General features: G+C 64.7%; 19 protein-coding genes. 14 read left to right on the top strand and 5 right to left on the bottom strand.

The window, feature by feature from the left end; all coding sequences use genetic code 11:
* The 6 genes from AS156_RS44925 to AS156_RS25025 form a co-directional block, all read left to right on the top strand.
* On the top strand, window positions 1–555 hold a 555-nt coding region (locus AS156_RS44925), incomplete at its 5' end, for a VWA domain-containing protein (RefSeq protein WP_245313049.1).
* Window positions 552–1,442 (top strand): amidohydrolase family protein, encoded by an 891-nt coding sequence (locus AS156_RS25045; RefSeq protein ID WP_066510080.1) that lies wholly within the window; start codon window positions 552–554, stop codon window positions 1,440–1,442. The genes AS156_RS44925 and AS156_RS25045, both read left to right, overlap by 4 nt.
* A gap of 51 nt (window positions 1,443–1,493) precedes the next feature.
* A complete protein-coding gene (locus AS156_RS25040; RefSeq protein ID WP_066509952.1) occupies window positions 1,494–2,342 on the top strand; it encodes an MBL fold metallo-hydrolase in 849 nt (282 codons plus the stop codon).
* Window positions 2,343–2,360: 18 nt separating this feature from the next.
* On the top strand, window positions 2,361–3,932 hold the full coding sequence (locus AS156_RS25035; RefSeq protein WP_066509950.1) for an isochorismatase family protein: 1,572 nt from the start codon (window positions 2,361–2,363) through the stop codon (window positions 3,930–3,932).
* Between the two features lie 12 nt (window positions 3,933–3,944).
* Window positions 3,945–4,571 (top strand): FMN-dependent NADH-azoreductase, encoded by a 627-nt coding sequence (locus AS156_RS25030; protein WP_066509947.1) that lies wholly within the window; start codon window positions 3,945–3,947, stop codon window positions 4,569–4,571.
* Between the two features lie 505 nt (window positions 4,572–5,076).
* The gene (locus AS156_RS25025) at window positions 5,077–5,289 is read left to right on the top strand and encodes a hypothetical protein (protein ID WP_066509946.1); all 213 of its coding nucleotides are present in this window, start codon (window positions 5,077–5,079) and stop codon (window positions 5,287–5,289) included.
* Between the two features lie 111 nt (window positions 5,290–5,400).
* Here the strand turns inward: AS156_RS25025 and AS156_RS25020 are convergent, their stop codons facing one another.
* The 3 genes from AS156_RS25020 to AS156_RS25010 form a co-directional block, all read right to left on the bottom strand.
* Complete coding sequence (locus AS156_RS25020) at window positions 5,401–5,973, bottom strand: MarR family winged helix-turn-helix transcriptional regulator (protein ID WP_201456105.1); 573 nt, start codon at window positions 5,971–5,973, stop codon at window positions 5,401–5,403.
* 117 nt (window positions 5,974–6,090) lie between these two features.
* A complete protein-coding gene (locus tag AS156_RS25015; RefSeq protein WP_066509945.1) occupies window positions 6,091–6,858 on the bottom strand; it encodes a glucose 1-dehydrogenase in 768 nt (255 codons plus the stop codon).
* Between the two features lie 141 nt (window positions 6,859–6,999).
* A complete protein-coding gene (locus AS156_RS25010) occupies window positions 7,000–8,994 on the bottom strand; it encodes an NADPH-dependent 2,4-dienoyl-CoA reductase (RefSeq protein ID WP_066509943.1) in 1,995 nt (664 codons plus the stop codon).
* A 285-nt stretch (window positions 8,995–9,279) separates the two neighbouring features.
* On the opposite strand from AS156_RS25010, the gene AS156_RS25005 reads away from it, so the two are divergent.
* The 7 genes from AS156_RS25005 to AS156_RS24975 all read left to right on the top strand — a co-directional run bounded on the left by AS156_RS25005 (window position 9,280) and on the right by AS156_RS24975 (window position 18,370).
* Entirely contained in the window at window positions 9,280–10,371 is a 1,092-nt protein-coding gene (locus AS156_RS25005; protein WP_066509941.1) for a mandelate racemase/muconate lactonizing enzyme family protein, read from the top strand.
* A gap of 329 nt (window positions 10,372–10,700) precedes the next feature.
* Window positions 10,701–12,119 carry a M20 family metallopeptidase gene (locus tag AS156_RS25000; RefSeq protein WP_066509939.1) on the top strand — a complete coding sequence of 473 codons (1,419 nt, stop codon included), beginning with the start codon at window positions 10,701–10,703 and terminating at the stop codon, window positions 12,117–12,119.
* Between the two features lie 370 nt (window positions 12,120–12,489).
* On the top strand, window positions 12,490–14,280 hold the full coding sequence (locus tag AS156_RS24995) for a peptide ABC transporter substrate-binding protein (protein WP_066509934.1): 1,791 nt from the start codon (window positions 12,490–12,492) through the stop codon (window positions 14,278–14,280).
* Between the two features lie 308 nt (window positions 14,281–14,588).
* Entirely contained in the window at window positions 14,589–15,545 is a 957-nt protein-coding gene (locus AS156_RS24990) for an ABC transporter permease (RefSeq protein WP_066509932.1), read from the top strand.
* Window positions 15,511–16,428: an ABC transporter permease gene (locus AS156_RS24985; protein ID WP_066509931.1), complete on the top strand. Its 918-nt coding sequence runs from the start codon at window positions 15,511–15,513 to the stop codon at window positions 16,426–16,428. Before AS156_RS24990 ends, AS156_RS24985 begins: the two co-directional genes overlap by 35 nt.
* Entirely contained in the window at window positions 16,425–17,405 is a 981-nt protein-coding gene (locus tag AS156_RS24980) for an ABC transporter ATP-binding protein (RefSeq protein ID WP_136626426.1), read from the top strand. Before AS156_RS24985 ends, AS156_RS24980 begins: the two co-directional genes overlap by 4 nt.
* Window positions 17,402–18,370 (top strand): ABC transporter ATP-binding protein, encoded by a 969-nt coding sequence (locus tag AS156_RS24975; RefSeq protein WP_066509923.1) that lies wholly within the window; start codon window positions 17,402–17,404, stop codon window positions 18,368–18,370. The genes AS156_RS24980 and AS156_RS24975 overlap by 4 nt, the downstream gene beginning before the upstream one ends.
* A gap of 330 nt (window positions 18,371–18,700) precedes the next feature.
* On the opposite strand, the gene AS156_RS24970 is transcribed toward AS156_RS24975, so the two are convergent.
* On the bottom strand, window positions 18,701–19,678 hold the full coding sequence (locus AS156_RS24970) for a LysR family transcriptional regulator (protein WP_066509921.1): 978 nt from the start codon (window positions 19,676–19,678) through the stop codon (window positions 18,701–18,703).
* Window positions 19,679–19,777: 99 nt separating this feature from the next.
* On the opposite strand from AS156_RS24970, the gene bla reads away from it, so the two are divergent.
* On the top strand, window positions 19,778–20,680 hold the full coding sequence (gene bla, locus AS156_RS24965; RefSeq protein WP_066509917.1) for a class A beta-lactamase: 903 nt from the start codon (window positions 19,778–19,780) through the stop codon (window positions 20,678–20,680).
* Between the two features lie 152 nt (window positions 20,681–20,832).
* Here the strand turns inward: bla and AS156_RS24960 are convergent, their stop codons facing one another.
* The gene (locus tag AS156_RS24960; RefSeq protein WP_066509914.1) at window positions 20,833–22,323 is read right to left on the bottom strand and encodes an ABC transporter substrate-binding protein; all 1,491 of its coding nucleotides are present in this window, start codon (window positions 22,321–22,323) and stop codon (window positions 20,833–20,835) included.
* Between the last annotated feature and the right edge of the window lie 29 nt (window positions 22,324–22,352).

Below are 22,352 nucleotides of genomic sequence, written 5' to 3'. Positions count from 1 at the left end.
CTGCGCCGCCGCCAGCGCCCGCGCAAGATCCTGCTGCTGATCGACGTCTCCGGCTCGATGAAGGCGCGCACCGAGGAGAACCTGAAGCTCGCGCATGCGCTGGCGCAGGCGGCCGGCAACGTCGAGGTCTTCACTTTCGGCACACGGCTGACCCGCGTCACCCGCGCTCTGCGCCTGAAGCGCCGCGAGCAGGCGCTGAACGCGGCCGCATTCCTTGTCAGCGACTGGGACGGCGGCACGAGGATCGGTGATGCGCTGCAGGCCTTCCTCGCCGTGCCGCGCTTCGGCGGATATGCCCGCGGCGCCGCGATCGTGATCGTCTCCGACGGTCTGGAGCGCGGCGACCCGGCCGCGCTGCGCGATGCCGTCGCAAAGCTCTCGCGGCGGGCGTGGCGGGTGAGCTGGCTGACGCCGCTCGCGACCGCACCCGGCTTCAAGCCGCAAACCGAGGCGCTGATCGCGATCGAGCGCTTTGTCGATGATCTCGTGGACGGCGGATCGAGCGCGGCGGTGGTCGCGCATCTGCTGTCGCTAGCAAGATGGAGAGCTGCGTGACTGATATCGTTGACGGCCATCATCACATCTGGCGCCAGGCCGACCTCGCCTGGCTGTCCGGCCCGATGCAGCCGCGCATCTTCGGTCCCTATGAGCCGATCCGGCGTGACTATCCGATTCAAGAATATCTCGACGACCTCAAGGGCAGCGGCGTCACCCGCTCGGTCTATGTCCAGACCAATTGGCCGAACGATAAGTTCGAGGACGAGACGGCCTGGGTGCAGCAGAACGCCGACCAGCACGGTTGGCCGCATGCGATCGTCGCCTACGCCGATTTTTCCGTCGACGACGTCCGCCCGCAGCTCGATCGTCTGAAGCGCTATCCGCTGGTGCGCGGGGTGCGCATGCAGCTGCACTGGCACGAGAACCCACTCTACCGCTTCGCGGCGCTCGCCGACCTCTGTGCCGATCCGACGATCCGGCGCAATGTCGACCGCCTCGCCGACTACGGCTGGAGCTTCGACCTGCAGGTTTTCGCGCCGCAGATGGAACAGGCGGCCGGGCTCGCCGAAGCCTGCCCCAAGGTGACCTTCATCCTGCAGCACGCGGGCATGCTGGAGGATCGATCGCCGCAGGGCCGCGTCGCCTGGCGCACCGGCATGGCGCGGCTCGCGCAATGCCCCAACGTGGTGTCGAAGCTGTCCGGGCTCGGCACCTTCATCCACCGCAACGATCCCGCGCATATTGCCGATGTCGTGACCGACACGGTTGCGATCTTCGGTGCGGACCGCTGTCTGTTCGGCTCGAACTTCCCGATCGAGAAGCTGTGGACCAGCTATCGGGACCTCATCGACGCCTTCAAGGCGGCAGCCGCGCGGTTCACCCCTGAGCAGCATGAGGCGATCTTCAGCACGACGGCGGCGCGGGTCTATCGGCTGGGGCATTAGGCGCGCCGCGAACAGCGACACACGTAACGAACAGGAATTGGGAGGGACAGAATGCCGTTGGAGATCAAGATCCTAGATTATGGCGATATCGAGCTGGAATCGAGCTTCCTCGTGCTCGGGCACAATTGCGGCCGCACCCGCCGCGTGCTGACGCTCGGCTTCCTGATCCTCGGTGGCCCCTACCCGGTCCTGGTCGACACCGGCTATCGCTCCAACCAGATCATGGAGACGCTCGGCATGCGCGGCCTCCAGTTCCACGAGAACATGATCGAAAACCAGCTCGCCCGCCACGGCGTGCGGATGGGCGACGTGCGCTTCGTCTGTCACACCCATCTGCACATCGATCATGCCGGCAAGGACGACCTGTTCCCGATGAACACGACCGTAGTGCTCAACCGCAAGGAGCTGGAATACTCCGTCTCCGGCCTGATGCATCCGCAATATCCGGCGCCCGACATCAAGCATCTGATCGACCGCCTGCACACCAAGAGCGCGCTGCGCTTCCTCGATCTCGAGATCACCGGCCCGGTCGAGTTGATGCCGGGCGTCTATTGCGACGCCGCCAACGCCCACACCGAGGGCTCGATGAACATCCACGTCCACACCGCCGACGGCATCGCGACGATCTGCGGCGACGTGATCTATGATTTCAACGACCAGATCATCAATCCCTTCAACGAAATCCACGACGCCGAGCCGCGCACGACGGGCAACCACGGCACCAGCAAGCGGGCGGAGAAGGCATCGATCAAGAAGCTGCTCTCCAACTCGCGCTATCTGCTGCCGGTGCACGATCGCCCCGCAAAGATCGAGGGCGGCATGGTGGTCGGTCGGCTGCACGACCAGGTGCCCGGCCCCGTCGTACAGAGCCTGCCGCAGCGCAGCTGGTTCCCGGCGTAAGCTTAGAGGACTGATGCGATGACCCATGTCACCCTGCGCAGCGAATTCGAGGACCTGATCGATCCCTATGCGCCGGTCGGCCAGGTGGGAACGGGCTTCGATTTCACGGAGGGCCCGATCTGGCATCCGCTCGATCATTTCCTGCTGTTCTCCGACATGCCCGGCGATGTGCGCAGGCGCTGGGATGCGCGGCGCGGCGTCGTCGAGGTCAAGCGGCCAGCGAACAAGTGCAACGGCATGACCTATGACGCCGACCTCAACCTGATCGTCTGCGAACACGCAACATCGTCGCTGATCCGCGAGCGCCCCGACGGGCGGCGCGAGGTGCTGGCCTCGCATTTCGAAAAACAGGAGCTGAACAGCCCGAACGACGTCTGCGTCCACTCCTCCGGCGCGATCTATTTCTCCGACCCGTGGTACGGTCGCATGCCGGTCTATGGCGTCGAGCGGCCGCGCCAGCTCGGCTTCCAGGGCGTCTATCGCGTCCCGCCGGGCGGCGGGGCACCGAAGCTGCTCGTCGACCGCTACCTGTTCGAACAGCCGAACGGGCTGTGCTTCTCGCCCGACGAACGAATTCTCTATGTCAACGACACCGTGCAGGCGCTGATCCGCGCCTTCGACGTCACCGCCGACGGCGCGCTCGGCAATCCGCGCGTATTCGCGAGCGGCATCCGCTCCGAGCTCGAGCCCGGCGTCCCCGACGGCATGAAGTGCGACCAGCGCGGCAATGTCTGGGTCACAGCGCCCGGCGGCGTCTGGGTCTATTCGCAGGGCGGCGACCTGCTCGGCAAGGTCCGCCTGCCGGAGCTCGTCGCCAACCTCGCCTGGGGCGGCGCCGATTTCCGCACGCTCTATCTGACCGCGACCCATTCGGTCTATGCGATCCCGACCAGGGTCGGGCCGCGTCACGAGCCCTATATGAGCGGCACGCGCGGCGGCGCCGGCACAAGCTTCTCCGCACCGGTGCCGAACCTGACTGCCGGCGAGATGCAGCTCGATCCGCAGCGCTGTGCGATGATCATCCAGGACATGCAGAACGACGTCATCATGGACGGCGGCGCGTTCGCGGATTCCGGCGCTCCCGCACATGCGCGCCAGCAGCATGTCGTCGAGAATGTGCGGCGCCTTGCGGAGGCTGCCCGCGCGCGGGGCGTCGCCATCATCCATGTCTGGTTCGTCGTCGAGCCCGGTGCGCCGGGCGTGACGTTGAACGCGCCGCTGTTCGAGGGGCTGGTCGACAGCAAGGCGATGGTGCGCGGCAGCTGGGGCGCCGCACCGGTCTCCGGGCTCGAGCCGCGCCCGGGCGACTTCGTGGTCGAGAAGATGCGGATGAGCGCCTGGGAGGGCACACGGCTGGAGACCATCCTGAAAGCAACCGGCCGCGACATGATCATTAACACCGGCGCCTGGACCAACATGTCGGTCGAACACACCGCGCGCACCGGCGCCGACAAGGGCTATTTCATGATCGTGCCGGAAGATTGCTGCTCGACCATGAACGCCGACTGGCACAACGCCGCGATCAATTTCGCCCTGCAGAACGTCTCCGTCGTGACCAACGCCGACACCGTCATCAAGGCGCTCGGCTGAGAGGCGGACGCAGTGCCAAAACTGCTTCACCTCGCCTGCTCTCCCCGCGCCGGTTCGGAATCGGCCGCCGGCGCGCGCGTCTTTCTTGAAACGTTCCGCAAAGCGCGGCCGGACTGGGAGATCGACGCGATGAACCTGTGGCACGATCCCCTGCCCGAGTTCGAGGGCGATCTGCTGGACGCCAAATATGCCCGGATCGGCGGAAGATCATTCAACAATGCCCAGCACGATGCCTTCGCGGTCGCCGAGCGGCTCGCGCTGCGGCTGGCGCTGGCCGACCGCATGCTGATCTCGACGCCGATGTGGAATTTCAGCATTCCCTACAAGCTCAAGCAGTGGCTCGACGTGATCATCCAGCCGGGACTGACCTTCCGCTTCGATCCAGCGCAAGGCTATCTGCCGCTGCTGAAGGACCGTCCGACCATCGTGATCCTGGCGAGTGGCAGCGACTTCGTCACCGGCATGAACCGCGGCCGCATCGACATGGCGACACCCTATCTGCGCGAGGCGCTTCGCTTCATCGGCATCGGCGACATCAGCTTCGTGCCGATCGGCCCGACCACCGGCCCCGCCGAACCGATCCGCGTCGCACGCGACGCCGCGCATCGCAGGCTTGCGGAGATAGCGGCAAGGTTTTGAGGGATGCGTGGCCCTGCTCGTGGCCGTCGTGCTTCGAGACGGCTGCTACGCAGCCTACTCAGCATGACGGTGATGGAGCTGTGTACGCGGTTCTCGATTCACTTATCAAACAGCGCGGTGTCATCACCCGCGCATGCGGATGATCCAGTATTCCAGAGACGCCGGCGCCTGAAGTTGATTTGCGTCACGCTCACGACATCGTCGTCCCTGCGAAAGCAGGGACCCATACGCCGCGGCGGATGTTGTTGATGGGACTCGCGCCGCTCAACAATGACCATTTATGGTTATAGGTCCCTGCTTTCGCAGGGACGCCACCGAATGTGTTGTACCGCCGGTGAGTCCGAAGAACAGAAATATTGTTCCCATAGGGGCTGGACAAAGACCCCAACTCAGTGCCTCGGAAATTCCGCCGTGCGATCATTTAGATCAACTTAGTAGGTAGTCGTCCGGATACTTTGCGCTGCGCGATGTGGCTATGCAGTCCTCAGCGCAACAAAGAAACGACATGAAAAAGCTGATCTATCGTCACCGGGACATTGAATACACACTTCGCAACATCGAGCCGGATCTTTGGGCATGGTCTTTCGAAATCAACGGTCAGCTCAGGCACGGCACGACTCGTGCACGCCTCGACCTGCTGGCACAACGGCGGGTTTGCATGCTCATCGACCGGGAGTTGAAGAACATCGAGCGCACCAAGCCGTCGGAGCCTGATTGAGCCGGCGCGCGGCGCGCGGCGCGCCATCGTGCCGCACGTTCGAAGAAAGCGATGCGCTTGCCGCCATCGCCGGCCCAAAGCGTCCGCTTTCGGCTTTCGAGCCGCTCTGTGTCACGACCGCCGAGCCTTCTTCCGCTCGCGCCGCGGCTGCTCGAGCCGAACCATCGTCAGGGATCGATACAGCTCGTTGAGATAATGGGCGAGCGCGACGCGGTCGTCGAATTTGAAGCCGCTGGCGGCCTGGTCGTAAAACTGGAAAATGCGCTCGCGCAACTCAGCCCAGAAGGCGAAGCCCTCGCGCGTCAGCCTGACCATGCGCGCGCGCTTGTCGCCCGGGTCGGTCACCCGTTCGACGAGGCCATCGCGTTCGAGGCGCTTGAGCACACCGTCGAGGTTTTGCCGGCTGACGACGAGGAAGTCCGCCAGCGTGCCGACCGACATGCCGTGGGTCGGCCTCGGATCCGACAACGCGCCGAGAACGGCCCATTGCACCGTCGTGACGCCGAGCTCCTTCACCGCCTGCTTCTGCAGCGTGTTCGCCACCTGAAACAGGCGGAAGAAAATCCGGTTGTTGAGGTGGTCGGCGACGCGCTCGGGCTGCTCCGGCGAATGAGCGCCGGGCGCTTCGGCAGGGATCACTCCCATCTCGCCGACTGCCTTGCGCGATTGCCTGACCGAAGCCATGGATTGCGATTTCCGAAAGTGTGAGGTTCAGGAGCGTGTACGCACGAGAGAGCACGGCGACGACCGGGACGCAACAAGGCAATCGCGATGGCGCCGATCAGGCTGCATCTTGTCCCTCTATCCGCTCATCGTCAGGCCGCCCGACACGCTGATCACCTGCCCCGTGATGAAGTTGGCGTCGTCGCTCGACAGAAAGGCGATCAGGCCCGGAATGTCGTCGGGTTGCCCGAGCCGCTTGAGCGGGATGGCGCGCTTCAGTCCGTCGTAGATCTTCTGGCCGTACTCGCCGTCGCCGACGAAGGATCGCAGCAAAGCGGTGTCCGTCGGACCGGGGCACACGACGTTGACCCTGACATTGTCGCGCGCGCATTCCCGCGCGATGGTCTTCGAGAATGAGATCAGCCCGCCCTTGCAGGCTGAATAGACCGCCTCGCCCGACGACCCCACGCGGCCCGCGTCGGAAGCAACGTTGACGATCTTGCCGCCGCCGGCAGCGATCAGATGCGGGAGCGCCGCCTTGTGCAGGTTGAGCGGGCCGCGCAGGTTGATCGCAATGATCTTGTCCCACAAATCCGGCTCGGTCTGCAGGAACGGCTTGGCGACGTCCCAGCCGGCATTGTTGACGAGGATGTCGAGCTTGCCGAATTTGGCAACGCCGCGCTCGATCGCGCCCTCGACCGCTGCATAGTCAGTGATATCGGCGGCCACGCAGAGCAGGCGCTGCTCGCCCGCGCCGAGGTCCGTGGCCAATTGCTTCAGCGCATCGGCATTGACGTCGAGCGCGACGATGTTGGCCTCCTCCTCGATGAATCTGCGGCAGATGGCGCGGCCGATACCGCCGGCTGCACCGGTGACGATGGCGACGCGATTTTTCAGACCTCTCATGGTGCTCTCCCTTGACTGCGGCTTTCGGCCTGACTGAACCAGAACTGAAGCTCTCGATGCTTGTCCTGACGCCCTTTCTTCACGCGAACCGGAAGTACCTTCGCCCGAAACGCTGTTGCTCCACGAGCTCGGCGGCGCTCGTCAGATACGATTGCCAAGGATCGCGCCTTCATAGATCGCGCGCTTGGCATCGAGCTCGCCGGCCAGGCGGGCGCCTCCGATGACATGCACGGTCCGGCCGGTCGCCGCGATCTGGTCGGCAATGCCGCGATCGGATTCCTGGCCGGCGCAGACCACGATGGTGTCGGCCGGCAGCACCTCGTTGCGGTCAGGCAGCGCAATGTGCAGGCCGTCGCTGTCGATCTTCAGATAGCGCGCCTCGGCGATCTGCCGAACCTTGAGGTCCTTCAGCTCCTGCCGCAGGATCCAGCCGGTGCTTTTACCGAGCGCGCGGCCGAATGCCCCCGGTGAGCGCTTGATCATCGTGATCTGCCGCCGCGCCGGATGATGTTTCGGCGCGCCGTTGATGCCCCAGCGCACAAAGAATTCGTCGCGGGTCTGCCGTCGGCCATTGGTCTCCATCGCAAGGAACAGCGCGACATCGTGACCGATGCCACCGCCACCGATGATGATCACGCGCTCGCCGGCCTTGATCGTGCCGTCGAGCACTGCGGTGTACCCGACGACCCTGGGATCGTCGCCGCCGGGGATATCGATCAGGCGCGGCGTGATGCCGGACGAGACGATGACCTCGTCGAAATTCCCACGCTTCAGCGTCTCCGGATCGACAGCCGTCCCGGTCTTGATCTCGACGCCGGCGTCCACGAGTTGCGCCTCGTAACTATCCAGCGAAAGTCCGTAGTCCTCCTTGCCGGGAATGTTCGCCGCCAGTGTGAACTGGCCGCCGATCCGCGACGCCGCCTCGAACAGGGTCACGTGATGGCCACGGCGTCCGGCTTCGAGGGCCGCTGCCATGCCGGCGACCCCGGCACCGACCACGGCGACACGCTTGGCTGCACTTGCGGGAGCGTCAGTGAACTCGGCTTCGCGCGCCGCGCGAGGATTGACCAGGCAGGTGATCACCTGGTCGGTAAAGTAATGGTCGAGGCAGGCCTGGTTGCAGGCGATGCAGACGTTGACCAGATCCGATCGGCCGCGCCCGACCTTGCTGACGAACTCGGCATCGGCCAGCAGCGGCCGCGCCATCGACACCAGATCCGCCGAGCCGTCGGCGATGATGCGGGCCGCATCGTCAGGCAGGTTGATGCGGTTGCTCGCGGTGACCGGGATCGAGACGACTTTCTTCAGCCGACGCGTCGACTCGATGAACGCGGCGTGCGGCACGGGACCTGCAATGGTCGGCACCGCGGCCTCGTGCCAGCCGATGCCGGTCGAGAGGCAATCGGCGCCGGCCTTCTCGACTTCCCGCGCCAGCCAGATCGTCTCGTCCTGAGTCAGGCCGCCCTCGACCAGTTCGAGCGCCGAGATGCGATAGGAGATGATCGCGTTGCCGATCGCGGCGCGAACCGCCCTGACCACCGCGAGCGGAAAGCGCGCGCGGTTGTCCAGCGCGCCGCCCCACGCATCGGTTCGATGATTGGTGCGCGGCGCGAGGAACTCGCTGATCAGATAGCCCTCGGAGCCCATGATCTCGACGCCGTCATAGCCGGCTTCGATCGCAAGGCCGGCGGTCGCGGCATAGTTGCGGATCGTCTCCTCGATCTGATCGGGGGAGAGTTCGGCGGGCACATCGCGATTGATCGGAGACTTGATCGGCGACGGCGCGACAACAGCCGGATGATAGCCGTAGCGGCCAGCATGCAGGATCTGCAGCAGGATGCGGCCGCCTGCGGCGCGCACGGGTCCGGTGACCTTCCTGTGGTCCGCGACCTGATCGGGCCGCTCGAAGGTGCCGGGCTCGTTCTTCATCCGGCCGGCAAAGTTCGGCGCGAAGCCGCCGGTGACGATCAGCCCAGTGCCGCCCTTGGCGCGTTCCGCATAGAAGCGCCCCAATTCATCGAACCGCTCCGGATGACATTCGAGCCCGGTATGCATCGAGCCCATCACGATCCGGCTCTTCAATATCGCCGAGCCAACCCGGATCGGATCGAGAAGAACGGACTGAGCGTCGGCCATGCTGGGCTCCCTGGCTGCACCGTCAATCTGGTTTAGCGTCCTCAGGCAATACGTCAATATGTTTATGTATTGCGGGTGCGAACGCGCATGTTATGGCACGATTTTGTAGAACCGCGTCAGACATCTCCCATAACTAAATCAATATATTGGTACGACTAGACGCTCCAGACACCCGGATCGCTCAAGGCAGACCTTCAACCGCTGCCGGTTGCCGACGGCGCCGGCTTTTGGGATCGTGCGCGCCACGCTCGCGCATACACCATTGCTGCAAAAGGAGTTCCCGACATGGCCATCCTCAAGGACTTGACGGTGGGCTTCTACAAGATCCCGCTGCCTTCAGTGCTGAGCGACAGCACGCATGGCGAGATCAAGGCGTTCGAACTCGTCACGATCCGCGCCCGCGACGCCGATGGTGCGGAAGGAACCGGCTACACCTACACGGTCGGCCGCAACGGCGGCGCCATCGCCGATATCCTGAGCCGCGAGATCCGCGAGATCGCGCTTGGCATGGAAGCCGATGACACCGAGCAGCTCTGGCACAGAGTGTGGTGGGCGCTGCACTATGGCGGCCGCGGCGGGCCAGCGGTGCTCGCGCTCTCGGCGCTCGACATCGCGTTATGGGATCTCAAGGCGCGGCGCGCGCCGCTGCCGGTGTGGCGGCTGCTCGGCGGCTTCGACCGGCGCGTGCCCTGCTACGCCGGCGGCATTGATCTCGACCTGCCGCTCGATGGTTTGCTGAAGCAGACCGACGACAATCTCGCAAGGGGTTTCCGCGCCATCAAGATGAAGGTCGGCCGCCCGAGCCTCGCGTCCGATGTGGCACGCGTGAAGGCGATGCGCAGCCATCTCGGAGACGAGTTTCCGCTAATGGCCGATGCCAACATGAAGTGGACCGTCGAGGAGGCGATCCGCGCCGCGCGCGCCTTGCAGCCTTTCGACCTGACCTGGCTGGAGGAGCCGACCATTCCCGACGACGTCGCAGGACACGCGCGCATCCTGCAAGCCGGCGGCGTGCCGATCGCCGCGGGAGAAAATCTGCGCAGCCTGTGGGAGTTCAAGCCCTACATCGCCGGCGGCGCGCTGTCCTATGCCGAGCCCGATGTCACCAATTGCGGCGGCGTCACCAGCTTCATGAAGATCGCGCGCCTCGCCGAGGCCTTCAACATCCCGGTCACCAGCCACGGCGCCCACGACATCACGGTCCATCTGCTCGCGGCCTGCCCGAACCGCTCCTATCTCGAGGCGCACGGCTTTGGCCTTGATCGCTACATCGCAAATCCGCTGGTGCTGGAGCAGGGAATGGCGATCGCTCCGGATCGGCCGGGGCACGGCATCACGTTCGACTGGAAGGGATTGGATCGGCTCAGCGCGGGATGATGGCTCGACTCCGTACGATTAATTTGGCGAGGATCGCTCTGATCGCGACCTCCCTTCACCTCTCCCCGACGGGGAGAGGTCGATTTGCGCAGCAAATCGGGTGAGGGGCCGCAGCTCCAATGAGAGGCCGTAACCCCTCACCCGGCGCTGCGCGCCGACCTCTCCCAAAGGGAGAGGTGAAACTCCGCCGCCGCAGCGACATCAACCTCATCATGCGTTAGTCGTGACGCTGCCGAAAAGCTGGTCTGCCGGCGGACGCTAGGCGGCCTTGCGGCAAGCTGCTAGCCTTTGATGCTTCAGATTTGCGTTGCAATAAGGGACTGGAGCAAATGGACAACCGCAGTGACGTTTGGCGTGGCGTCGATACGATCAAGCCGCGCTTCATCGAATTGAGCGACCGGGTGTGGGGGATGCCGGAGGTCTGCTACACCGAGGCGCGATCCTCCGCCGAACATCTCGCCGAGCTGCGGCATCAGGGTTTTCGCATCACCGAGAACGTCGCCGGCATTCCGACCGCGCTGATGGGCGAATGGGGTGAAGGCGGCCCGGTGATCGCCTTCCTCGGCGAATATGATGCCCTGCCCGGCCTCAGCCAGGAGGCCGGCGTCGCCGAGCATCGCCCGATCGAGGCGGACGGCCATGGCCATGGCTGCGGTCACAATCTGCTCGGCTCATCCGCACTGCTTGCCGCCACCGCGGTGAAGGACTGGCTTGCCACCCACAAGGTGCCGGGGCGCGTGCGCTATTACGGCTGCCCCGCCGAGGAAGGCGGCGCCGCGAAGGCCTTCATGGTGCGCTCCGGCGCGTTCGAGGATGCCGACATCGCCATCACCTGGCATCCGCACAGCTTCTGGGAGGTGGCGGTGACGCCGTCGCTCGCCAACACGCGGGCCGATTTCACGTTCACCGGACGCACCTCGCATGCTTCGGCCTCGCCGCATCTCGGCCGCAGCGCGCTCGATGCGGTGGAACTGATGAATGTCGGCGTCAACTACATGCGCGAGCACATGCCGAGCGACGCCCGCGTACACTACGCGCTGCTCGACACCGGCGGGATCGCGCCGAACGTGGTGCAGGCCCATGCCCGCGTGCGCTACTCGATCCGCGCCCGCGACCTGCCCGGCATGAACGAGCTGGTCGAGCGTGTGCACAAGATCGCGCAAGGCGCGGCGCTGATGACCGAGACCAAGGTGGAGATGAAGATCATCTCGGCGGTCTCCAACATCCTACCCAACACGCCGCTGGAGCAGGAGCTACATCGGATCATGGAAGACCTCGGCCCGCCGCATTTCGACGATGCGGACAAGGACTTTGCCGGCAAGATCCGCGCAACCCTGACCGAGAAGGACATCGCCTCGGTCTATTACGCGATCGGCATGGATCCGACCGACCGTCCGCTTGCGGATTTCCTGGTGCCGATCGACGCCAGGCGCAATCCGCTGATCGGCTCGACCGATGTCGGCGACGTCAGCTGGGTGGTGCCGACCGTGCAGGTTCACGCCCCGACGGTTGCAATCGGCACCCCCTTCCACACCTGGCAGGTTGTGGCGCAGGGCAAGACTCCTGCGGCGCACAAGGCGATGGTGCAGGCCGCCAAGGCGATGGCCGGGCTCGGCGTCAAAGCGCTGATGGAGCCGGCGCTGATCGCCGCGGCCAAGGCAAACCTGACAAAGCGGACCACGCGGACACCTTATGTCAGCCCGCTGCCGGTGAATGTTGCACCGCCGTTGGACATGTCGGTGGCCTGACGCGCGGGCGTCGAGCCGATCCGACATCCTATCCCGGGCAGCGTTGGATTTTGATCCCGAAGCCTGCCCGGGAGATATCCCCAGGCGGATCTTGAAGCGGACCTTGGCACGCGCCAAAAAAGCGCATCGGAACAAAGGATAACGAACAAATTTTCCGCACTGCGGGGCGCGCGGGAGCATGCTTTGGCGCGGAAATGCCGAAGCCATGTGCGCTGGCGACACGTCCTGCACAAGCGATAGCCAAAAGACCAATGGTCCGAGCCGCGTGAGCCGTTGACCTGCGCGTTCATTCGGTGTGCCATCCGCCGCCAAATACCCGGCGGCCCGTTTCCGAGGCCAGCCGCAATCACCGGAACCGGACGAGGGGACAATGTTCGACAAAGACCTGCGGAGCATGATCGACGACGTGAAAGGCGGACGCATGGACCGCCGCGCGTTCGTCAAGCGGATGATTGCCGTCGGCCTCACCGCGCCGATGGCCAACCAGATCCTTTCGATCGGCGGCGTCGCGATGGCGCAAAGTCCCAATCCCTACAAGCCCGCCAAGCGCGGCGGCGGCGGTCCGCTGAAATTGCTGTGGTGGCAGGGTCCGACCCTACTCAATCCGCATTTCGCCACCGGCACCAAGGACCAGGACGGCTCGCGCATCTTCTACGAGCCGCTCGCGAGCTGGGACGCCGATGGCCATCTCAACCCGATCCTCGCCGCCGAGATCCCCTCGACCAAGAACGGTGGACTCTCCGCCGACGCCAAATCGGTGACATGGAAACTGAAGCCGGGCGTCAAATGGCACGACGGCCAACCGTTCAGCGCCGACGACGTGGTGTTCACCTGGGAATATGCCACCGACCCTGCGACGGCCGCGGTGTCGGGCGGCGTCTACGCCGACATGACCGTCAGCAAGGTCGATGACCTCACCGTTCGCATCGACTTCAAGGTCCCGACGCCGTTCTGGGCCAATGCCTTTGTCGGCGCTTATGGCTGCATCATTCCGAAGCATCTGTTCGCGGAGTACAAGGGAGCCAAGTCGCGCGAGGCGCCGAACAATCTGAAGCCGGTCGGCACCGGACCCTACAAGTTCGTCCAGTTCAACCCGGGCGATCTCGTCCGCGGCGAGATCAATCCCGACTATCATATGCCGAATCGGCCCTATTTCGACACGATCGAGATGAAGGGCGGCGGCGACGCCGTGTCGGCGGCGCGCGCGGTGATCCAGACCGGCGAGTACGATTTCGCCTGGAACATCCAGGTGGAAGACGAGGTGCTGTTGCGCCTGGAAAAGGGCGGCAAGGGCAAGGCCCTCTTCGCGGTTGGCGGCGACATCGAGTTCATCGCGATCAACTTCACCGACCCAAACACCGAGGTCGACGGCGAACGCTCGTCGATGAAGACCAAGCATCCGATCCTGTCGGATCCGGCCGTGCGCAGCGCGCTGGCCATGCTGGTCGACCGCGAGTCCGTGAAGAAGGTGATCTACGGCCGCGCCGGCCGCACCACGGCGAACTATCTCAACGGCCCAGAGGAATTCGTCTCCAAGAACACCAAATGGGAGTTCAACATCGAGAAGGCGAGCCAGCTTCTGGAACAGGCCGGATGGAAAGCGGGCTCCGACGGCATCCGCGAGAAGGATGGCAAGCGGCTGAAGCTGCTCTACCAGACCTCGATCAACGGTCCGCGCCAGAAGACCCAGGCGATCGTCAAGCAGGCTTGCCAGAAAGCCGGCATCGACGTCGAGCTGAAATCGGTCGTAGCCTCGGTGTTCTTCTCTTCCGACGTCGCCAACCCCGACACCTATTCCAAGTTCTACGCCGACATCGAGATGTTCCAGATCCCGATGACCCAGCCCGATCCCGCACTGCACATGCGCCGCTACATCTCGCGCAATGTCGCCACCAAGGAGAACAAGTGGCAGGGCCAGAACTTCCCGCGGTGGGTCAACAAGGATTACGACGCGGCCATCGATGCGGCCGACGTCGAGACCGATCCGCTCAAGCGCGCCGACCTCTACATCAAGTGCAACGACATGCTCTGGCAGAACACGGTGGTGATCCCCGTGATGCATCGCCTCGCGGTCGAGGCCTGCTCCAACACGCTGCGGCCGGCGCTCTCCGGCTGGGCCAACCAAACCGACAATCTGCAGGACTGGTACCGGGAAACCTGAGCTGTGAGCGGGTTGAGGATTGCCTCTCCCTCGCCCCGTTCCTACGGGGGCGAGACGAGCGAAGCTCGCTCTTGGAGGGCTGGGGTGAGGGGCTTTATCCGCGAATGCGGTGCGGAGTGAGTTTGTGGAGAATCCCCCTCACCCGGAATTCAAGCGGAGCCTGTCATCGGGCGGCGCTTCGCGCCGACCCGTTGGCTTGAATTCCGACCTCTCCCCGCACGTGGGGCGAGGTGAATCCGGGCCTTCCGCTTGCTTCGAAGCCAAAATCATCATGCTCTATGTCTGAGCGTTAGTTGGATGATTTCTTTATGAGTCAGTACATCCTACGTCGCCTGATGATCGCGATCCCGAGCCTGCTCGGGATTTCGCTCGTCCTGTTCGTCGTGCTTGCTCTTGCACCCGGCGACCCGTTCGGCGACCTCGCCACCAATCCGAACGTGCCGCCCGAGGTGCAGGCCGCCCTGCGCGCCAAGTTCGGGCTCGATGACCCGATCTATCTGCGCTACCTGCACTGGCTCTCGGCCATGGCTCATGGCGATTGGGGATTCTCCTTCGTCAGCCGAGTGGATGTCGACACGCTGATCCTGCAGCGGCTGCCGACCACGCTCTATGTCATCGGCTCGGCGCAGCTCCTGGCGCTGCTGGTCGCCATTCCGGTTGGCGTCTTCGCGGCCACCCGCCCCTATTCGATCTTCGACCAGCTCGCCAACACCTTCGCCTTCATCGGCTTCTCGCTGCCGACCTTCTTCACCGGCATCCTCTTCATCCTGGTGTTCTCGGTGAAGCTGGATTGGCTGCCCTTTGTCTACAGCGAGGTGCCGGGAACGGGGATTCCCTGGCTGCTCGAGATGATCCGGCAGGCGATCATGCCGGTGATGGTGCTCGGCCTGTTCCAGGCGGCATCGCTGACCCGCTTCGTGCGTTCGGCGATGCTCGACGTGATCCGCCTCGACTATGTCACCACGGCGCGCGCCAAGGGGCTTGGCCAGACCAAGGTGATCGTCAAGCACGTGATGCGCAATGCGATGATCCCGGTCGTCACCCTGATCGCGTTGCAGATGCCCGCGGTGTTCGGCGGCGCCATCGTCACCGAACAGATCTTCCGCATTCCGGGCATCGGCTCGCTGCTGATTTCCTCCATCCTCGCCAACGATACGCCGGTCGTGATGGCCGTGACCTTCGTCTTCGCGTGTCTCGTAGTGCTGTTCAACCTGATCGCAGATGTCCTCTATGGCTGGCTTGACCCTCGCATCTCCTTCCGCTGAAAGGCGCGGCTACTCGCCCTTGCGCGAGACCTGGCGGCGCTATCGCCGGCACAAGCCGGCGGTGATCAGCGCCGTGCTGTTGCTGTTGCTGATCCTGGCGGTCGTGATCGGCCCCTTCATCTGGCGCGTCTCGATCAACGACATCGATCCCGTGGCGGGCCTGCAAGGGCCGTCGCTGGCGCATCCGTTCGGCACTGACGACCTCGGCCAGGATCTGCTTGCCCGCATGATCTATGGCGGGCGCATCTCGCTCGCAGTCGGGCTCGCCGCGATGCTGGTCTCGGTCTTCGTCGGCACCTTGATCGGCGCGCTCGCCGGGATGTCGCGCGGTCCGCTCGGCTACGCGCTGATGTGGCTCACAGACCTGTTCCTGTCGCTTCCGCAATTGCCCTTGCTGCTGATGCTGATCTACCTGTTCCGTGACGGGCTCAAGGCCGTGTTCGGCCCGGAGGGCGGCATCTTCATCCTGATCGTGCTCGTGATCGGCGGCCTGCGCTGGATGCCGGTCGCGCGGCTGGTGCGCGCCCAGTTCCTCTCCTTGCGCGAGAAGGAATTCGTCGAGGCGGCGCGTGCGCTCGGCGCAAGCCCGGTGCGGCAGGTGGTGCGCCACATCCTGCCCAACGCGCTCGGGCCCGTGATCATCGCCGGCACGATCGACGTCGCCGCCGCCATCATCGCGGAATCGACGCTGTCGTTCCTCGGCCTCGGCTTTCCGCCGGATACGCCAACCTGGGGCCGCATTCTCTATGACGCCAAGGACTTTCTCGACATCGGCCCGCATTGGGCGCTGTTCCCGGGCGGCGCGATCTTCATCGCGGTCGTCGCCATCAACTTCATTGGCGACGGGCTGCGCGATGCGCTCGACGCGCGCAAGGTGATCTGATGGCGCTGCTCGATATCAGGGGCCTGAAGACCCATTTCATTACCGACGCCGGCGTGCTCCAAGCCGTCGACGGCGTCGACATCAGCATCAACCGGGGAGAGACGCTCTGTGTCGTCGGCGAGTCCGGCTGCGGCAAGACCGTCACCGCGATGTCGATCCTGAAGCTGATCGCGATGCCGCCGGGCCGCATCGTCGCCGGCGAGATCGTGTTCGAGGGCCGCGACCTCGTGCCCTTGACCAGTAACCAGCTCGACGACATCAGGGCGAAGGAGATCGGCTTCATCTTCCAGGAGCCGATGACCTCGCTCAACCCGGTGCTGACCATCGGCGAGCAGATCGCCGAAAGCCTGCGCCGCCACGAGGCTGTTACCAAGAAGCAGGCGCTCGAACGCACCATCGAGATGCTGAAGCTGGTGCAGATCCCCAACGCTGAGGGCCGCGTGCATCATTATCCGCACCAATTCTCCGGCGGCATGCGCCAGCGCGTCATGATCGCGATGGCGCTGGCCTGCCGGCCCAAGCTGGTGATCGCGGACGAGCCGACCACCGCGCTCGACGTCACCATCCAGGCGCAGATCCTCGACCTGCTGCAGGACATGAAGGAGCGCTTCGGCATGGCGGTGATGCTGATCACCCATGCGATGGGCGTGGTCGCGGAGACCGCGCAGCGCGTCGTCGTGATGTATGCTGGCAAGGTGGTGGAGGAGGCGCCGGTCGACGAGTTGTTCGGCAATCCGGGCCATCCCTACACACAGGGCCTGATCCGCTCGATCCCGCGCATCGATCTCGACGCCCAGCACAAGACCAGGCTGGAGACGATCGCCGGTTCGGTGCCGATCCTGATCAATCCAACGCCCGGATGCCGCTTCGCGCCGCGCTGCCGCCACGCCATGAGCATCTGCGCCGAAAAGGAGCCCCGCTTGCGCGAGATCGCGCCCGGCCATCGTATGGCCTGCCACCTCGGAGACGCATCATGAGCGAACCCCTGCTGCGCGTCACCGATCTCAAGAAACACTTTCCGGTGCTGGGCGGGCTGCTGTCACGCGAGGTCGGGCAGGTCTATGCGGTGGACGGCGTCTCGTTCTCCGTCAATCGCGGCGAGACGCTGGGGCTGGTCGGCGAGTCCGGCTGCGGCAAGTCCACCACCGGCCGCTGCGTGCTGCGCCTGATCGAGCCGACCTCGGGCGAAGTGGTGTTCGACGGCAAGAGCGTGACCGGCCTCGGCGCCGGCGACCTGCGCGCCATGCGACGCAACATGCAGCTCGTGTTCCAGGATCCGTTTGCATCGCTCAATCCGCGCATGACTATCGGCGCGATCCTCGGCGAACCCTTCATCATCCATAACCTCGCCGCTTCGGCGAGCGAGCGGGAGGAGCGCGTCGCGGGCCTGCTGGTCAAGGTCGGGCTGAAGGCCGAGCACATGCAGCGCTATCCGCATGAATTTTCCGGCGGCCAGCGCCAGCGCATCGCGATCGCGCGCGCCCTTGCGCTGGAGCCGAAGCTCCTGGTCTGCGACGAGCCGGTGTCGGCGCTCGACGTCTCGATCCAGGCGCAGGTGATCAACCTACTGGAAGACCTGCAGGCCGAGCTGAACCTCACCTATCTGTTCGTCGCCCACGATCTGTCGGTGGTGGAGCACATCTCCGACCGCGTCGCCGTGATGTATCTCGGCCGCATCGTCGAGCTCGCCAAGGCGAACGACCTCTACCGTAACCCGCAACATCCCTACACCAAGGCGCTGCTCTCGGCCGTGCCGGTACCGGATCCCAAGGCGAAGCGCGCGCGCATCCGTCTCAAGGGCGACGTGCCGAGCCCGATGAATCCGCCGCAGGGCTGCCACTTCCACACCCGCTGCCCGATCGCCGAAGCGCGCTGCCTGCAGAGCGCACCGGAGCTGCGCCAGGGCGCCAACGGTCATTTCGTGGCGTGCCATTTGGCGTGAGTCGGAGGCGCTGCCGCAGACTCGTATCGCCTCTCTCGCTTGCGGGCCCCGCAAAGGGGGAGGCGCGTTGGCAAAACATCGAAAACAACCCCATGCAAAGTAGCCGGCGTTCGGCCAGACTGCTTGACACGTCGGGCAACTCGCGGATATATTTCTAATATTCCGAAATCACGCAGATGCGCGCTCGTCCCAGAGGGGCAATGGCATTCGCGCGCGTCTGTACCCGACGTTTCCACGTCATGGACGATAGCCATATGCGATAGCCCTGCGCTTGCGGGGGAGGGAGCACAGTCGCGATTGCCCAAGCGGTTCGCGTCACATCAACGCAAGCTAACGTCGTCGCTTCTTTACGACCTTCGCTTTCGCTTTAGTCCTTGGCTTGGCCTTTGCCTTCGGTGCTTGAGCAGGCGTCGCCGCCCTCACCTCCTCCACCTCACGCGCGTTCGCCCGCAACGTCTCGATCATCCAGTCGCGAAACGCGCGCATGCCCGGCGTCAGGTCCTTCGACTTCAGCCAGGTCAGCCAGTACGACCCGGCCGGCACCTCCGGCGCGAATGGCCGCACCAGCCGGCCCGAGGTCAATTCGTTCTCGAACATCGCGACCGGCACCAGGCCGACGCCGACGCCGCGCGCCGCGGCCTCGGCCATCGCCACCGAGCTGTCGAAGATCGGCCCCTGGATCTTTGGACATGGCGCACCGGCGACCGCAAACCACAGCGGCCATTCCTCGGCGCGGTAGGAGCGCAGCAGGAATTCCTGCGCAAGATCGGCAGGCTTGAGCAGGCGGTCCGCGACGTCGGGCCGGCACACCGGCGAGAGCGGCGCGGACAAAAGATGGATCGCCTCGGTGCCGTGCCAGGAGCCGTCGCCGAAGCGAAGCGCGAGATCGAGCCCGTCGCCGGCGATGTCGACGCGATTGTTGTTGGTCAGCAGACGCAGGTCGATATAGGGATGCGCGGTCTTGAAGCGTTCGACACGTTGCAAGAGCCATCCGGTCGCGAAGGTCGCGACGCAGCCGACAGTGACGACCTCGCGCGTTTCCTTCGCCTCGATCCGCTCGATCGCCGCGCCGATGCGATCGAGCGCATCGGTCAGCACCGGCAGCAACGCCAGGCCCTCGTCGGTGAGCACGAGGCCGCGCGGCAGACGGCGAAACAGGCTGGCACCGAGCATGTCCTCGAGCTGCTTGACCTGGTGGCTGATCGCGGTCTGCGTCACGCGCAATTCGAGCCCCGCGCGGGTGAAGCTCAACAGCCGCGCCGACGCCTCGAAGGCGCGCAACGCGTTCAGCGGGAGGTGCCGGCGCACGACGTCATGACCAAGTTTTTCTCATGCCTCGCTGTATAAATGATAGTTTGTGCGCCGTCACGCCGTTCGGCAGGTTCGCGCCGCCAACGGAGAAGCGACATGCTGACGAGACGGACTTTCGGACTGCGGACACTGGGCCTGGGCCTTGCGGTTTCCTTCACCCTGCCGAGGCAAGGTGCAGCGGCGGGGCCGAGCGAGCCGGCGCAACGGCTGCAGGAGGAATTTGCACGCATCGAGCTGGCGACCAGCGGCCGGCTCGGCGTCGCCGTGCTCGACATGGAGACAGGATTGCGTGCCAGCCGGCGCGGCGACGAGCGGTTCCCGATGTGCAGCACCTTCAAGGTGCTGGCCTCGGCCGCGGTGCTGCATCGGGTCGATCGCGGCGAGTCCAGCCTCGACCAACGCGTGCAGTTCGAGGCCAAGGATATCTTGGCCAATTCGCCCGTGACCAAGGAGCATGTCGCCTCGGGCATGACGCTCGCCGAGATCTGCGAGGCGGCCATCACGCGGAGCGACAACACCGCCGGGAACATGATCCTTCGCGAGATCGGCGGGCCGGCCGGCCTGACCAGCTTCTTCCGCACCATCGGCGACAATGTCAGCCGGCTTGACCGCTGGGAGGTGGCGTTGAACGAGGGGGTATCAGGCGATCCGCGCGACACGACGAGCCCGGTGGCGATGCTGAAGAGCTTGCAGCGCGTGGTGCTCGACGATGTCTTGCAAGCGGCATCGCGCCAGAAGCTCGTGGACTGGATGGTCGCCAACAAGACCGGCGACGCAAGGCTGCGCGCCGGCGTGCCCCGGGACTGGCGGGTCGGCGACAAGACCGGCACCGGCGAGCGCGGCACCTACAACGACATCGGCGTGTTCTGGCCGCCGAGGCGCAAGCCAATCGTTGTGACGGTCTACCTGACCGGAGCAAGCGCGCCAATGGACAAGTGCAACGAGGTGATCGCCAATGTCGCGCGCGCCGTTGCCGCCGCGAGCGGGCAGACGGGTTAGCTTTGCTCTGACGACTCAGGACGAGAGGTCGCCAAACTAGGCCGCGTCGTCATTGCGAGGAGCGACAGCGACGAAGCAATCCATTTCTCCACACGTGGCGACGATGGATTGCTTCGCTTCGCTCGCAATGACGTGGCTAGAGCGGGACGCAATCACTCCCACGACCAGGTCGAGAAATCGTTCTCGAACTGCGGCACTTCCTTCCACACGCCTTTCAGCTTCTTGCTGGTGACGGTGATCCATTGCGGCTGGAACAGGAAGCCGGCCACCGCGTCGGTCGCCAGCATGCGCTGCGCATCGCCGAGCAGCTTGGCGCGATCGGCTTCCATTGGTGTCGCCATGATCTGCTCGTAGAGCGCGTTGAATGCGTCGGACTTGTAGCCGAGGTAATAATCCGGCTCGGTCAGCTTGACGAGATCGAACGGCTCGACATGCGAGACGATGGTGAGGTCGTAATTATGCGGGCCGGTGAAGACCTGCGACAGCCACTGCGCCCACTCCACGTTCTCGATCTTGGCGACGATGCCGATCTTGGCGAGCTCGGCCGCAAGGATTTCGCCGCCCTGCCGCGCGTAAGGCGGCGGCGGCAGCTTGAGGCTGAGCTCGAGCGGCGTGGTGACGCCAGCCTCGGCGAGCAGCTTCTTGGCCTTGTCAGGGTCGTAGGGGTTGATGTCGGTGGTGTCGACATAGCCGAGCGATCCCGGCGTATAGAAACTGCCGATCGGCGTGCCGAAGCCGTCGACGGCGCCGTCGATCATCGCCTTGCGGTCGATTGCGGCGAGAATGGCGCGACGAACCCGCACGTCGTCGAGCGGCTTCTTGCGCTCGTTGATGCCGACGATGGTCTTCGCCTTGGAGCCGCCAACCAGCACAGTGAAACGCGGATCGGCCTTGAACTGCGCGAGGCTGCGCGCCGCGGCAACGCGCGGGAACGCGTCGACATCGCCCGATAGCAGCGCCGCGACCTGCGCGGCGGGATCGCCGATGAAGCGGATCGTCACCTTGGCCAACTTGATCGCGGCCGCGTTGCGATAATCCGGCCATTTCACGAGCGTGATCGACGAGCCCTTGGCCCAGGCGCCGAGCGTGTAAGGCCCGGTGCCGACCGGCTGCGTCGCGTCGGTCGGTGCGCTCTTCGGCTCGACGATCGAACCAGTCGCCTGCCCGAGCAGGAACGGCAGGTTCGGTTCGGAATATTTCAGCGCGATCACGACCGTATCGGCATCGGGTGCCGTCACCGACTCAAAGGCCTGATACAGGCTCTTATCCTTGTTGGTCGAATTTGGCGCCGCGGCGCGATCGAAAGAAAACTTTACCGCCGCCGAATTGAACGGCTCGCCATTATGGAATTTGACACCCTTGTGGAGCTTGAACGTATAGGTCTTCAGGTCGGGCGAGGCCTGCCAGCTCTCCGCGAGCAGCGGCGACACCGAGCCGTCCTCATTGATCTTGGTCAGCGTCTCGTAGACGTTATAGAGCGTGACTTCGGCAATCGCCGCGGCTGCCGCCGTGGTGGGATCAAGCCCCGGTGGCTCCAGCGTCATGCCCATGACGACGCTGTCCTTCTTGGACTGCGCCAGGCTCGGCAACGGCGCCATCACGAATGCGGCGGCTACCGCGACAATACCCAACTTCCTCAACATTGCTTTGCTCCCCGAACGTCCTCTTTTAT

The organism is Bradyrhizobium macuxiense, assembly GCF_001542415.1.
Taxonomy (GTDB): domain Bacteria; phylum Pseudomonadota; class Alphaproteobacteria; order Rhizobiales; family Xanthobacteraceae; genus Bradyrhizobium; species Bradyrhizobium macuxiense.
This window is presented reverse-complemented; position numbering and strand designations above follow the sequence as displayed.

What these genes read in the sequence shown, in the direction of transcription:
- AS156_RS25040 (WP_066509952.1), top strand. Translation starts at nt 1,494, where the DNA reads ATGCCGTTGGAGATCAAGATCCTAGATTATGGCGATATCGAGCTGGAA.
- AS156_RS25035 (WP_066509950.1), top strand. Translation starts at nt 2,361, where the DNA reads ATGACCCATGTCACCCTGCGCAGCGAATTCGAGGACCTGATCGATCCC.
- AS156_RS25025 (WP_066509946.1), top strand. Translation starts at nt 5,077, where the DNA reads ATGAAAAAGCTGATCTATCGTCACCGGGACATTGAATACACACTTCGC.
- AS156_RS25020 (WP_201456105.1), bottom strand. Translation starts at nt 5,973, where the DNA reads ATGGCTTCGGTCAGGCAATCGCGCAAGGCAGTCGGCGAGATGGGAGTG.
- AS156_RS25015 (WP_066509945.1), bottom strand. Translation starts at nt 6,858, where the DNA reads ATGAGAGGTCTGAAAAATCGCGTCGCCATCGTCACCGGTGCAGCCGGC.
- AS156_RS25010 (WP_066509943.1), bottom strand. Translation starts at nt 8,994, where the DNA reads ATGGCCGACGCTCAGTCCGTTCTTCTCGATCCGATCCGGGTTGGCTCG.
- AS156_RS25005 (WP_066509941.1), top strand. Translation starts at nt 9,280, where the DNA reads ATGGCCATCCTCAAGGACTTGACGGTGGGCTTCTACAAGATCCCGCTG.
- AS156_RS25000 (WP_066509939.1), top strand. Translation starts at nt 10,701, where the DNA reads ATGGACAACCGCAGTGACGTTTGGCGTGGCGTCGATACGATCAAGCCG.
- AS156_RS24995 (WP_066509934.1), top strand. Translation starts at nt 12,490, where the DNA reads ATGTTCGACAAAGACCTGCGGAGCATGATCGACGACGTGAAAGGCGGA.
- AS156_RS24990 (WP_066509932.1), top strand. Translation starts at nt 14,589, where the DNA reads ATGAGTCAGTACATCCTACGTCGCCTGATGATCGCGATCCCGAGCCTG.
- AS156_RS24985 (WP_066509931.1), top strand. Translation starts at nt 15,511, where the DNA reads ATGGCTGGCTTGACCCTCGCATCTCCTTCCGCTGAAAGGCGCGGCTAC.
- AS156_RS24975 (WP_066509923.1), top strand. Translation starts at nt 17,402, where the DNA reads ATGAGCGAACCCCTGCTGCGCGTCACCGATCTCAAGAAACACTTTCCG.
- bla (WP_066509917.1), top strand. Translation starts at nt 19,778, where the DNA reads ATGCTGACGAGACGGACTTTCGGACTGCGGACACTGGGCCTGGGCCTT.
- AS156_RS24960 (WP_066509914.1), bottom strand. Translation starts at nt 22,323, where the DNA reads ATGTTGAGGAAGTTGGGTATTGTCGCGGTAGCCGCCGCATTCGTGATG.